The sequence below is a fragment of the Sphingomonadaceae bacterium OTU29LAMAA1 genome (assembly GCA_024072375.1).
Classification (GTDB): Bacteria; Pseudomonadota; Alphaproteobacteria; order Sphingomonadales; family Sphingomonadaceae; genus Sphingomonas.
Window position 1 is genome coordinate 3,678,522 of the sequence record CP099617.1, and the last position, 13,276, is coordinate 3,691,797.

The 13,276-nt window shown below is 66.3% G+C and carries 10 protein-coding genes; 8 read left to right on the forward strand and 2 right to left on the reverse strand.

Going from position 1 to position 13,276, the window contains the following annotated elements; all coding sequences use genetic code 11:
• Positions 1–3 precede the first annotated feature (3 nt).
• The 6 genes from NF699_17630 (at position 4) to NF699_17655 (ending at position 8,693) form a co-directional block, all read left to right on the forward strand.
• Positions 4–2,019 carry a thioredoxin family protein gene (locus tag NF699_17630; protein USU04827.1) on the forward strand — a complete coding sequence of 672 codons (2,016 nt, stop codon included), beginning with the start codon at positions 4–6 and terminating at the stop codon, positions 2,017–2,019.
• Positions 2,020–2,153: 134 nt separating this feature from the next.
• Positions 2,154–3,668 (forward strand): circularly permuted type 2 ATP-grasp protein, encoded by a 1,515-nt coding sequence (locus NF699_17635; GenBank protein USU04828.1) that lies wholly within the window; start codon positions 2,154–2,156, stop codon positions 3,666–3,668.
• Entirely contained in the window at positions 3,668–4,603 is a 936-nt protein-coding gene (locus tag NF699_17640; GenBank protein ID USU04829.1) for an alpha-E domain-containing protein, read from the forward strand. The genes NF699_17635 and NF699_17640 overlap by 1 nt, the downstream gene beginning before the upstream one ends.
• A complete protein-coding gene (locus NF699_17645; protein ID USU04830.1) occupies positions 4,603–5,406 on the forward strand; it encodes a transglutaminase family protein in 804 nt (267 codons plus the stop codon). The genes NF699_17640 and NF699_17645 overlap by 1 nt, the downstream gene beginning before the upstream one ends.
• A 118-nt stretch (positions 5,407–5,524) precedes the next feature.
• Positions 5,525–7,612, forward strand: coding sequence for a catalase (locus tag NF699_17650; GenBank protein USU04831.1), 2,088 nt, complete (start codon positions 5,525–5,527; stop codon positions 7,610–7,612).
• A 76-nt stretch (positions 7,613–7,688) separates the two neighbouring features.
• Positions 7,689–8,693, forward strand: coding sequence for a cell wall hydrolase (locus NF699_17655; protein ID USU04832.1), 1,005 nt, complete (start codon positions 7,689–7,691; stop codon positions 8,691–8,693).
• A 15-nt stretch (positions 8,694–8,708) separates the two neighbouring features.
• Here the strand turns inward: NF699_17655 and NF699_17660 are convergent, their stop codons facing one another.
• Positions 8,709–9,503 (reverse strand): arginyltransferase, encoded by a 795-nt coding sequence (locus tag NF699_17660; GenBank protein ID USU04833.1) that lies wholly within the window; start codon positions 9,501–9,503, stop codon positions 8,709–8,711.
• 220 nt (positions 9,504–9,723) lie between these two features.
• On the opposite strand from NF699_17660, the gene NF699_17665 reads away from it, so the two are divergent.
• Together NF699_17665 and NF699_17670 are read left to right on the forward strand one after the other, a co-directional pair.
• Positions 9,724–9,978 (forward strand): hypothetical protein, encoded by a 255-nt coding sequence (locus tag NF699_17665; GenBank protein ID USU04834.1) that lies wholly within the window; start codon positions 9,724–9,726, stop codon positions 9,976–9,978.
• A gap of 218 nt (positions 9,979–10,196) precedes the next feature.
• The gene (locus tag NF699_17670; GenBank protein USU04835.1) at positions 10,197–11,990 is read left to right on the forward strand and encodes a M48 family metalloprotease; all 1,794 of its coding nucleotides are present in this window, start codon (positions 10,197–10,199) and stop codon (positions 11,988–11,990) included.
• 26 nt (positions 11,991–12,016) lie between these two features.
• On the opposite strand, the gene NF699_17675 is transcribed toward NF699_17670, so the two are convergent.
• The gene (locus NF699_17675; protein USU04836.1) at positions 12,017–13,258 is read right to left on the reverse strand and encodes a threonine ammonia-lyase; all 1,242 of its coding nucleotides are present in this window, start codon (positions 13,256–13,258) and stop codon (positions 12,017–12,019) included.
• Positions 13,259–13,276 lie beyond the last annotated feature (18 nt).

A 13,276-nucleotide genomic window follows, 5' to 3' on the forward strand; every position in this document is an offset into this window, starting at 1 on the left:
AGAATGGCAAATCGAACGATCGCGGCGATGCGCGTGCTGTGTTGCGCGGTGATGACGCTGCTGGCGTTTGCGCAGGTGGCGCATGCCGATCTCGCCCCCGCCAACGGACCGCCGCATCTGGCGATGACGATGGTGCCGGAGACGGCGAGCCCGCGCGCCGGCCAGACGCTGACGGTGGCGCTCGACACGCGGCCGGAAAAGGGCTGGCATGGCTATTGGCGCAATCCCGGCGATGCGGGCTTCGCGCCGTCGCTGACGTGGGCCTTGCCCGAGGGCGCGCGGGCGGAGGCCGAACTGCAATGGCCGGTGCCGACGACGCTGCTGATCGCCGGCCTGATGAACTACGTCTACGAAGCGCCTTACGCGCCGTTGGCGACGCTGCATGTGCCGGAAGGGCTGGCGCGGGGCACGCGATTGCCGGTCAAGCTGACGATCAATTATCTGGTGTGCACCGATGCGATCTGCGTGCCCGAGGCGCAGGATTTGACGCTCGACCTGACGATCGGCGACGGCGCGCCTGCCGGGAACGGCCGGTTCGATGCGTGGCGTGCGGCGATCCCCAAGCCGCTGGATGCGGCGGGGACGTATCAGGTGAAGGACGGCCGGCTGCTGCTGGCGGTGCCGCTGCCCGCGGCGGCGAAGGTGCAGGATGCGGCCTTCTTCCCCTACGGGCCGGACATGGTGAAATACGCCGCGCCGCAGACGGTGACGCGCGACGGCGACCGGCTGCTGATCACGACCGAGGGTGCGCCGAAAGGAGGCATTGCGGGCGTGTTGCGGATCGGCCCGAACCTAGGACTGAGCGTGACCGCGGCGGCGGGGACGGTGGCGCTGCCCACCGATCGCAGCGGCTGGTCGGCGGCGTTGCTCGCGTTCGCGGGGGCGGTGCTGGGCGGGTTGATCCTCAACGTCATGCCGTGCGTGTTCCCGATCCTGAGCCTGAAGGCGCTGCATCTGGCGCGTGGCGGCGAGGACGAGCGGGCGGTGCGGATCGATGCGCTCGGCTATATGCTGGGGGCGGTGCTGATGTGCGTGGCGCTTGGCGGGCTGATCCTGGGCCTGCGCGCGGGCGGGTCGGTGGTCGGCTGGGCGTTCCAGTTGCAGGACCCGCGGATCGTCGTGTTGCTGATCGCGCTGACCTTTGCGATCACGCTGAATCTTGCCGGGCGGTTCGAAGTGCCGGTGCCGCAATTCGCGTCGCATGGCGGGGCGGCGGGATCGATCGCGACCGGCGCGCTCGCGGCATTCGTGGCGACGCCGTGTTCGGGGCCGTTCATGGGCGCCGCGCTGGGTGCGGCGCTGGTGCTGCCGTGGCCGGCGGCGCTGGCGGTGTTCGCCGGACTGGGGTTGGGGCTGGCGTTGCCGTTCCTTGCGATCGGCTTTGTGCCGGCGTTGCGGCGGCGACTGCCCAAGCCGGGACTGTGGATGGAGCGGTTCCGGCGAGTGCTGGCCGTGCCGATGGCGCTGACCGTGTTGGCGCTGCTGTGGCTGGCGTGGCGACAGGCGGGGACGCCTGGCTTGATCGCGGGCATCGCGGTGATGGTGGCGATGTTGCTGGTGCTGAGCCTCGGCGGCAAGCGCCAGAAGCGCGGGGAGGGCTTCGGCTGGGCGCTGGCGGCAGCGGCGCTGGTGGTGCCGGCGGGTGTGGCGGCGGCGCTGACCGGCGGCGCGGCCCGGCCCGCGAAGGTCGACGACGATGCGTTCAGCGAGGCGCGGCTGGCGGCGTTGCGCAAGGCGGGGCGGCCAGTGTTCGCCTACTTCACCGCGGACTGGTGCCTGTCGTGCAAGGTTAACGAGGCGTCGTCGATCGATACCGCTGCGACGCGGGTGGCGTTCGCAAAGAACAAGGTGGCGGTGCTGGTCGGTGACTGGACCGACGGCGATCCGGCGCTGGGGCGGTTCATCCAGGCGCACAATCGCGCCGGGGTGCCGCTGTATCTGTACTACGCGCCGGGTGCGGCGGAGCCGCAGGTGCTGCCGCAGGTGCTGACGCCGGGGATGCTGGCGGGCTTGCGGTAGGGAAAGCCTTCTCGCCGTGGGGATGGGGAGCCGAAGGGGCAGACGTCTCCTTGTGGTGCAAAACGACGCTTGTGCAGCGCAGCGATTCCGCACAGCATGGAACTCAGGCATTCGTGGAGGGCTTTACCGTTCCGATGGGGAAACGACCGGCGTTCGACGAAATCATGGGCATGACGGGCGATACGCCCCCACGCCCCGCATTGGCGGCCTTGGGCAAATGGCTCGACGATACGCCGGACGACGATCTGCGGCGACGGCAGGAGGCGGCGGAGACGACGTTCCGCCAGCTCGGCATCACCTTCGCGGTCTATGGCGACACCGACAGCCGGGAGCGGATCATCCCGTTCGACATCGTGCCGCGCGTGTTTCTTGCCGACGAATGGGCGCGCCTGTCCGAAGGATTGGTGCAGCGGGTGGAGGCGATCAACGCCTTCCTCGACGACATCTACGGCGAACGCCGCATCCTCAAGGAAGGCGTGCTGCCGGAGGACCTGATCCTCGGCAATCCGCAATTCCGCCCCGAAATCGCGGGGATGCGCCCGCCTCACGGCATCTGGGCGCATATCTGCGGCATCGATCTGGTGCGCACCGGGCCGGACGAATTCTACGTGCTGGAGGACAACGCGCGGACGCCGTCGGGCGTGAGCTACATGCTCGAAAACCGCGAGGCGATGGTGCGGCTGTGCCCCGAGCTGTTCCGTGAGTTCCGCGTCGAGCCCGTCGACAGCTATCCCGATCGCCTGTTGGAGACGATGAAGTCGGTGGCGCCGCGTGGGTCCGCGTCGCAGCCGGTCTGCGTCGTGCTGACGCCGGGGCATTTCAATTCGGCCTATTACGAACACAGCTTTCTGGCCGATTCGATGGGGATCGAACTGGTCGAGGCGGCCGATCTGGTGGTCGACGATGATCAGGTGTGGATGCGGACGATCGGCGGGCGGGTGCGCGTCGACGTCATCTATCGCCGGGTCGACGACGATTACCTTGATCCTTTGGTGTTCCGGCCGGATTCGATGCTGGGCGTGCCCGGGCTGATCGCCGCCTATGCCGCGGGTAACGTCGCGATCATCAACGCGCCGGGCAACGGCATCGCCGACGACAAGGCGATCTACAGCTACATGCCCGAGATCGTGCGATTCTATTCGGGTGGCGAGGCGAAGCTGCCAAATGTCGAGACGTGGCGCTGCCGGGAACCGCAGGCGTTACAATACGTGCTCGACAATCTCGACCAGGTGGTGGTGAAGCTGGTCGACGGATCGGGTGGCTATGGCATGCTGGTCGGGCCGACCGCGAGCCGGCAGGAGATCGAGGAATTCCGCCGTGCGCTGATCGCCGAGCCGCATCGCTATATCGCGCAACCGACGCTGGCGCTGTCGACGGTGCCGACGCTGGCGGATAGCGGGCTGTCGCCGCGGCACGTCGATTTCCGTCCCTTCGTGCTGAGCGGGTCGAAGGGCGTGCAAGTGGTGCCCGGCGGATTGACGCGGGTGGCGCTGAAGGAAGGATCGCTGGTCGTCAATTCGAGCCAGGGCGGGGGCACGAAGGACAGTTTCGTGCTGATGGCCGATGGCCAGCACCAGACTCAGGGGCAAGGTCAGGCACAGAGCCAGTCGTTGGGCGGTATGACGCAGTCGCAGGGGTTCGGCTCTTGATGCTCTCCCGCACCGCGTCCTCGCTCTACTGGCTGGGACGTTACATCGAACGCGCGGATTTCTTCGCGCGGTTGATTGAGGCGACCGTGCGTTTCGACGTGATGTCTTCGCGCCCGGCGGGTGAGGTCGCGTGGTCGTCGGCACTCGCGGTCACCGACACCGAAGCGGATTTCGCCGCGAGCGGCGGTGCGATGACGCAGACCGACGTGGTGCGGTTCCTGACCGTCGACACCAGCCATCCCGGCTCGCTGATCCGCTGCCTCGACCGTGCGCGCAACAATGCGAAGGCGGTGCGCACCGCGCTGAGCCGCGAAGCGTGGACCGCGATCAATCGGTCCTGGCTGGTGTTCGAGAACCGGGATCAGGTCGGCGATACGCAGGCGACGCTGCGCCTCGTCGAATCGGTGAAGAACGAAACCCGCGGGTTCGAGGGTGCGGTGCACCAGATGCTGCGCAACCAGTCGCACTGGTTCATCCGGCTGGGTCAGGCGGTGGAGCGCGCCGACAACACCGCGCGGTTGCTCGACGTGAAATACCACATCCTGCTGCCCGAGGGCGAAGTGGTCGGCGGCGTCGTCGATCGCGACCAGTGGACGACGATCCTGCAAGTCGTGTCGGCGGTGACCGCCTATCGCTGGCTCTATTCGGACGGTCTGACCCCGGCGAACGTCATCGACCTGCTGATCGCCAGCCGCGAACTGCCGCGCAGTCTGGTCGCGTCGGCGGAGATCACCGTCGATATCCTCGGCCTGCTCGCCGAGCGCACCGGCAGCCATGGCGAGGCAGATCGGATGGCGCGGATGCGGGCGGCGCGGTTGGTCAAGACGCGATCGGGCGAGGTGATCGCCAGCGGCCTGCATCAATATCTGCAAGCCTTCATCCGCGAAAACGGCCAACTGCACGAGGCGATCGGCCGCCAGTTCCGGTTCGGCTGATGCGGCTCTCGATCGATCACCGCACCGTCTATCGCTTCAGCGAGCCACAGACCCGGCTGGTGCAGATGCTGCGCATGACGCCGGAGAACAGCCACGACCAGACCGTCGCGCGCTGGCGGATCGACGTCGATTGCGACGCGACGATGCGGCGCGGGCGCGACGGCTTCGGCAATGCGATCACCATGCTCTATTGCGAGGGGCCGATCGCCGACATCGAGATCGCGGTGCGCGGCGAGGTGCTGACCAGCCATTCGGACGGCGTCGTGCGCGGCGTGGCGGAGGTATTACCACCCGCGGTATTCCTGCGCGCGACGGATGCTACGCCGCGCGATGTGGCAATTGGTGCCTTTGCGATCGAGGCGAGCGCGGGAGCGACGGGGCCGATCGGGATGCTACATCGCCTGAACCGGGCGTTCAACGGGCGGTTCGGGCTGGATCGTGCGCGACCGCAAGCAGGGTTGAGCGCGGCCGACGCATTCCTGAAACCTACCGCTACGTCACGCGATCTGGCGCAGATGTTCGTGGTGGCGGCGCGATCGCTCGGTATTCCTGCGCGCTACGTGTCGGGGTACAGCATCGTCGAGGGATCGCTGCGCCCGACACCGCATGGCTGGGCGGAAGCGCATGTGGATGGTCTCGGCTGGGTGGGATTCGATCCATGCACCGGACGGTCTCCACAAGAGGAGAGCGTGCGCGTGTCCGCCGCGCTGGACGCCTCGGGCGCCGCTCCGGTCGCCGGATCACGATTGGGTGAGGGTGAGGAAGAGATGGACGTGGCGGTAAAAGTGTCCGCCGCGCAATAGCTGACCAGACATCGGCCCGGCATTCCGCCTTTATTCCTTTGATGCAGATCAACCCGAGGCACTGCGGCAGGTTAGCTTCGTTGTGCGGAGAATTCCTCACACCGCGAGTGCCTTCTTCATGACCGATGTTCTTGCTCGTAATCCAGGCCACGGCGGCGAAACGCACCAGGTAACCGACGCCGAGCATCCCGTCCTGACCACCAATCATGGTACGCCGATCAGTGATAATCAGAACCAGTTGAAGGCCGGCGCACGCGGACCGGTACTGATCGAGGATGAAGTCTTCCGCGAGAAGATGAACCACTTCGATCATGAGCGTATACCCGAGCGGATCGTCCACGCCCGCGGTTCTGCGGCGCACGGCTATTTCGAATGTACCGAGAGCCTCGCGGACATTACCGTCGCCGACCTGTTCCAGAAAAAGGGCCAGCGGACCGAGGTGTTCACCCGCTTCTCGACCGTCGCCGGCGGCGCGGGGTCGGTCGATACGCCGCGCGACGTGCGCGGTTTCGCGGTGAAGTTCTACACGCGGCAGGGCAATTGGGACCTCGTTGGCAACAACATCCCGGTGTTCTTCATTCAGGACGCGATCAAGTTCCCGGACCTGATCCACGCCGCCAAGATGGAGGCGGATCGCGGCTATCCTCAGGCGGCGACCGCGCACGACACGTTCTGGGACTTCATCAGCCTGATGCCGGAATCGACGCACATGGTGATGTGGGCGATGTCGGACCGCACGCTGCCGCGCACCTTTGCCAACATGGAGGGGTTCGGCGTCCACACCTTCCGCTTCATCAACAAGGAGGGGAAGAGTACCTTCGTCAAGTTCCACTGGAAGCCGAAGGCGGGGCTCGCCTCGACGATCTGGGACGAGACGGTGAAGATCGCGGGGGCCGACCCCGATTTCCAGCGCCGCAACCTGTTCGAGAGCATCGATCGCGGCGATTTCCCGACGTGGGAGCTGGGCGTCCAGTTGTTCGACGAGGAATTCGCCAACAGCCAGCCCTATGACGTGCTCGACGCGACCAAGATCATCCCGGAGGAAGTGCTGCCGGTGAAGGTCGTCGGCCGGATGGTGCTCGACCGCTACCCGGATAATTTCTTCGCGGAGACTGAGCAGGCGGCGTTCGTGCCGAGCCATGTCGTGCCGGGCATCGGCTTTTCCAACGATCCGTTGTTACAGGGCCGGCTGTTCAGCTACACCGACACGCAATTGTCGCGGCTGGGGTCTGTCAATTTCCACCAGTTGCCGATCAATTCCGCGAAGGGGCGTACGGCGGCGGCGGGGTGTCCGTTCCTGAACCAGCAGCGCGACGGCCATATGCAGATGGCGGTGCCCAAGGGGCGGGCGAATTACGAGCCGAACAGCCTCGCCAAGGCCGGCGAGGAAGCCGGCGCGCGCGAGGATCCGGAGGGTGGCTACAAGACGTTCCCGTCGGAGGAGCAGGGGCAGAAGCTGCGCATCCGGCCGGAGAGCTTCGCGGATCATTATAGCCAGGCGCGGCTGTTCTTCCGATCGATGGACCCGGCGGAGCAGGCGCATATCGCGTCGGCTTTGGTGTTCGAGCTGTCGAAGGTGTCGCTGGAGCATATCCGCGTCGCGGTGATGGCGAACCTGCGCAACGTCGACGAGAGCTTGGCGCAGCGTGTCGCGGACGGTCTGGCGATGGACCTGCCCGATGCATCGCCGACCGCCGCGCCGGTGCTTGACATGGATCCGTCGCCTGCACTGCGGATCATCCGCGGGCCGCTGGAGAAGCATACGCTGGAGGGGCGCACGGTCGGCATCCTGTTCGCGGACGGCAGCGATGCAGGCGAATTGCAGACGTTGAAGGATGCAGTGAAGGCCGCCGGTGGCACGCCCCTGACGATCGCGCCCAAGGTCGGCAAGGTGCCGTTATCGGACGGATCGTTGGTCGCGGCGGATGCGCAGCTGTTCGGTCAGCCTTCTGTCACCGTCGACGCCTGCGCGGTGGTCCTGTCCGACGCCGCTTGCGCCAAGCTGATGAAGGAGGGTGCAGCGGTTCAGTGGGTGATGGATGCGTTCGGGCATCTGAAGGCGATAGGCCATAATGCCGCGGCCAAACCGCTGCTCGACAAGGCTGGGGTCGAGGTGGATGAGGGCATCACCGATCTTGCCGGTTTCGTCGAGGCAGCGAAAAAGCGCTATTGGGACCGCGAGCCCAACGTACGCACGCTCGCGTGATGGTATAATCCGGTATACGACCAACCCGACCAGCGGGTTAACCAGATAATAAGCCGTCCCCGCTATTTGCCGCAGCGTGGGGCGGTTTCGTATCTCGTATCTGGGGCAGGGGCTTCTTGCGGCAACGCTGCTGATGGCGTCGTCGTGCGTTCCGCCGAAGAGCAATGGTTCGCGGATCGGGCAGGCTGTGCCGCCATCCAGTCCGCGGCAGTTGCTGCGTGATCTGGCACTCGACGTGCCGGGGGACATGCCGGGACTGGAAGGGCTGCCGGCGAAGTTGCGCGCATCGATCGGTGATGACGCCGCACCGGCACTGACCGATGCCGCACCACCCTTCCTCGCACAGATGCAAAGTCAGGACGACGCGACGCGGGCGACCGAATGCCTGACCGCGGCGGTCTATTACGAGGCGCGATCGGAAGCGGTCGACGGCCAGCGCGCCGTTGCGCAGGTGGTACTCAATCGCGTGCGGGACCGGGCCTTTCCACACAGCGTCTGCGGCGTGGTCTATCAGGGATCGAACCGGCGTACAGGGTGCCAGTTTTCGTTTACGTGCGACGGGTCGATGGCCCATCGCCGCGATCCGTCCTCGTGGGAGCGCGCCCGTCTGGTCGCCGAGGCGGCGTTGGCGGGCAGCGTCTATGCGCCGATTGGGGCGGCGACCTTCTACCATACCAGCGCGATCTTGCCGTGGTGGGCATCGAGCCTGTCCCGGATCGGATCGGTCGGTGCGCATATCTTCTACCGCTGGCGCGGAGCGATGGAGAATGCACTGAGCTTCCGTGCGTCCTACGCGGGCGTCGAACCGGGCGTGGCGCGGCTGGCGGGTGGCGTCGATCCCGCGGCGCAGGTTACCGCAGTCTACCGGAACAGCAGCGACGATGGTGGCGTCACAGTGCACCGCGGGAGGATGACCCGTGTCGCTGGCGTGGATGCGCCTGCCGCAGCGGCATCGACTGCGATCGTGCGGGGTCCGCGTCTGCTGATCGCAGCGGGCGTTCGTGTCCATCTGGGCAGCGAGGCGCCACAGAACACGGTTGTCGACGGCGCGACGATCGGCGAGGAAAGCGACCCGATCTAACCCGGGGAGTCCGGTTTATGCCGGAACCAGCGCGACCTCGCGGACCGCGCCATCGGGCATGGCATTCTCGGCAAGCAAGCGCCAGCCGTTCGGCCCCAACACTTCCAGCGGGCGATAACGCGTCTTGTACGCCATCCGCGCGGACCCCTTCACCCAATAGCCGAGATAGACATACGGCAGGCCGGCGTCGCGCGCGCGGGTGATGTGATCCATGATGATGTAATTGCCGAGACCGGGGCGACTGCCCGATGGACCATCGTCATCCGCAGCGAAGAAGCTGTAGATCATCGACAATCCGTCCGCTTGACGATCGGTCAGGCACGCGCCCACCAGCTTGCCGCGCCGTCCGTTGGTCGAACGTGTCCGGTATTCGATGATGAGCGAGTTTACGGGCGAATGTTCGACCATGTCGGCATAATCGTCTTCGTCCATGCCCGCCATGCCACCACCGGGGTGGCGAGCCGCAAGGTAGCGGCGTAGCAGCTGGAACTGTTCGTCCGTGGCCCATGGCCGGCAAGCCGAGACGACGATATCGTCGTTCCGGCGCAGCAGTTTGCGCTGGGTCGCGTTCGGCACGAAATCGTCGGTAACCACCCGTACCGAAACGCAGGCGGTACATCCTGCGCAGGAGGGTCGATATGCTACCCCCTGCGAGCGGCGAAAGCCGATCCGGCCTAGGGCATCGTTCAGCTCAGCCGCATGCGGCCCGCTCAATTCGGTGAACACCTTGCGTTCCTGACGACCCGGCAAATACGGGCAAGGCGCGGGCGTGGTGACGAAAAAGCGCGGGAAACGAAAAGGCGCAGTCACCGCCGGCAGTCCTCCAGAAAGCACAATCCGCAATGCGGTGTCGATATCATATGGATTAGGTGTTGGGGTGTGAGAAGTGGTTTTACCGGCAAAGAGCGTTAATCCGTGGCGGAGAGTGTTTCGTGCGGACGGGAACGCCCGATTTCGGGACGATGCTGCACTGCGGGAACCACGCGGGGAGCCAACCGTTGCAGGGGTTCCATCATTTCGGAGTACCTCCATGTCCAAGAAATTCGCGGGCTCGCTCGCCGCTCTGGCGATGACCGTCGCCCCGATCGCAGCCGCACCGGCGTTTGCCGCACCTGCCAACCCGGCGGCATCGCTGTCGGTGGCGAAGTCGGTTCGTGCCAGCGCGCCGTCGGCCAAGAAGAACGACCTCGCCGGTGGCGGCCTCATCGCGGCGCTGATCGCCGCAGGCGTCGTGGCGATCGGCGTCGTCGCGATCGTCCAGGACGACGATTCCGACAGCAACTAATCTGTCGATCGATCGTGAAGGCGGGGGCTGCACCGATGTGCGGCCCCCGTTTTCGCGTCCGGACATCGACTGGACGGATCGCCCGCGACCCGGCACGATCGGGTCCGCGCCGCACGGCGTGAGGCGGGGGCGGTACGGACATGAAGGCTATTCGCGTCGACGATCGCCCGCAGCATGGCTGAGGCGAAATCCAGGCACTGGAAGCACGTTTCGCGCCCATGGTCGGACGACTGGAAGCGCTGGCCGCCGCCGATGCATCGGGATATCGCCGGCGGGTCGTCGCCGCGGGCATGCTCGGCTATGGCGTTCTGGGGACGACGCTGGTGCTGTTCCTGGGCATCGTCGTCGGCACGATCGTCGTGTTGATCGCCCATCCGGGCGCGGCGATCGGCGGCATCAAATTGCTGATCCCGATCGGCGGTGTCGCGCTGAGCCTGATGCTCGCGCTGCGGATCGAATGGCCTGAGCCAGACGGAATCGCGGTGAGCGAAGCGGAGGCGCCGGCGCTATATGCCCTGATCCACGACGTGCGCACCGCCACGCGGGGACCGCGTATCCACGACGTCCGGATCACCGATGCCATGAATGCCGCGATCGCGCAGCGGCCGAGCCTGCTGTTCCTGCGATCGCACAATATCCTGTTCCTGGGCCTGCCGTTGCTACAGGCGATGACCGAAGGCGAGATCGGCGCGGTGATCGCCCACGAGATGGGGCATTCCGCGGCACGTCACGGACGATCCGCCGCATATGTCTATCGCATCCGGACGCGCTGGGGGCAGGTCGCCGACCGGCTGCCGAGGGGAATCGTCGCCGGCGCCATGCGACGTTTCTTCGCATGGTATGGCCCCTGGTTCTCCGCCTACAGCTTCGTGCTGGCGCGGCAGCAGGAATATGAGGCGGATGCGATGGCGGCATCGGTGTCGGGCGCGCGGACGATGGCGGATGCGCTGCTGCGGACCGAATACCAGACCCGACGCTGGCGTGACGGCTGGTCGATGATCTGGTCGCAATCCACGCAGCGGCCCGATCCGCCGGCGTCGCCATATCGTACGTTGGGCGCGATCCTGCCGGAAGAGCCCGACGACGCGGCGATGGCAACGCTGGCCTGGGCGCTGGGGCAAGGCCCGGGGCTGGACGATACCCATCCGTCGTTGTTGCAGCGGCTCGACGCGCTCGACATGACGGCACGTCTGCCGGCGGCCGATGGCGTAGGCGCGGAAGGATTGCTGGGCGCGGCACTGGTGGATGTGACGGAACGGTTCGATGCAATCTGGCATGATCAGGCCGATGCGATCTGGGCCGAGGATTATCAGACCCGACAGGATATCATCGCGGAGCGCGACGCACTGGAACGGTGGGCCGCGGTCGAGGTGCTGGACGTCGACGCGCATCACCGGCTGGCGCAACTCATCGAAGTGCTGGACGGCGCGCAGCCCGGTGCGGAGGCCTTCGCAGCGGTGCTCGCGCTTTACCCGGATTCGCACGGATCGCGGTTCCGGTACGGCGATGCGTTGCTGGATACGGGAGACGATGCGGGCATCGTCGCGCTTCTGGCCGCTGCCGATTCCGTGCCCGAATTGCGTATCGCCGCGATCGAGCGGATCGTACGCCATGCCCACGACACCGATCAGCCCGATCTGGTCGCCGAGTTCGCACCCGCGCTCGACGCCGCGATCGCGCAGGAGGAAGCGGCGCGTGCCGAATCGTCGGCGATCGACGAAGCGGCGACGCTCAGGCCGCTGGACGAGGCCAGACGTGCGGAGCTCGCCGATCTGGCGCGCGACGTCGCCGGGGTGCGCTGGCTTCGTGCCGGTATCCGCGATCTGTCGTCGGGCACCCAGATCGTGGTCGTGTTCCGGACGAAGGGCAAGCGGACGGGCACCGAGGTGCTGGACGATCTGATCGACGCGCTGATGCCGGCCGGCGACCTGTTCGGCATCGAACACAGCCGGACGCGCCGGTGGCTGACGCGGCGACTGGAGGCAATGCCCAACAGCCGCGTCATCGGCTGAGCTATGCCCGTTCGGTCGCGGACGGGTTACGCCTGTTCGACCATGCTCGTTTCGTAGCCGCCGTCGCGCAGGGCGGCGATCAGACGGTCGAGATGGGCGCGATCGCGGGTTTCGCATTCGATGTCGGTGATGAGGCCCTTGGCCGGCAACGACGTGAAGATGCGCTGGTGATAGATTTCGATGATGTTGACGCGCTGTGCATCGAAGATGCGGGCGACGTTGAACAGCGCGCCCGGCTGGTCCTTCAGCCGCACGCGCAGGCGTGCGAGCCGGCCGGAGCGGGCGAGATCGCGGAGCAGCACGTTGGCAAGCAGGCGCGTATCGATGTTGCCGCCGCACAGGATGATGCCGACGGTGCGGCCCTTGAAGCGTTCGGGATAGGCCATCAGCGCGGCGAGGCCCGCGGCACCCGCGCCCTCGACCACCGTCTTCTCGATCTGGAGCAACAGGCTGACGGCTTCTTCCAGATTGCGTTCGCCGACCAGCACGATGTCGTCGACCAGTTCGGCGACCATGCCGCTGGTGATGCCGCCGGGCTCCTTCACTGCGATACCCTCCGCCAGCGTATCGCCGGCGCAGGGGAGATTGGTGCCCCTGATCCGGTTATACATCGAGGGGAACAGTTCGGCCTGCACGCCGACGATTTCGATCGGATGATCCGCGGCGCGTGCGACGACGCCGGTGCCCGAGATCAGCCCGCCGCCGCCGATGGGGATCAGCAGCGTGTCGAGACCGGGAACGTCCTCCAGCATCTCGACCGCGGCGGTGCCCTGTCCGGCGATCACGCGGGGATCGTCGAACGGATGGACGAAGGTGTAGCCGCATTCCGCCTCCAGCACGCGGGCATGCGCGTAGGCGGCGTCGAACGTCTCGCCCTCCAGCACCACGTTCGCCTTGTGCCCTTCGGTTTGCGTCACCTTCACCGTCGGCGTGGTACGCGGCATGACGATCGTCGCCGGGATACCGAGCCGGTTGGCGTGATAGGCGAGGCCCTGAGCGTGATTGCCGGCAGAGGCGGCGATGACGCCCTTGGCACGGGCCTCCGGCGAGAGCTGCAACAGCGTGTTGAGTGCGCCGCGTTCCTTGTAGGCGGCGGTGAACTGGAGATTCTCGAACTTGAGATAGACGCTGGCACCGGTCATGTCGCTCAGCGTCTTGCTAATCAGTGTCGGCGTACGGACGATCGAATCACGAATTCGCATATGGGCGGCGCGGACGTCGTCGATGGTGACGGGAAGGGCGGACGCCGCGGCGAGTTTCGTAGCCATCCGGAGCCGCTAGACCAT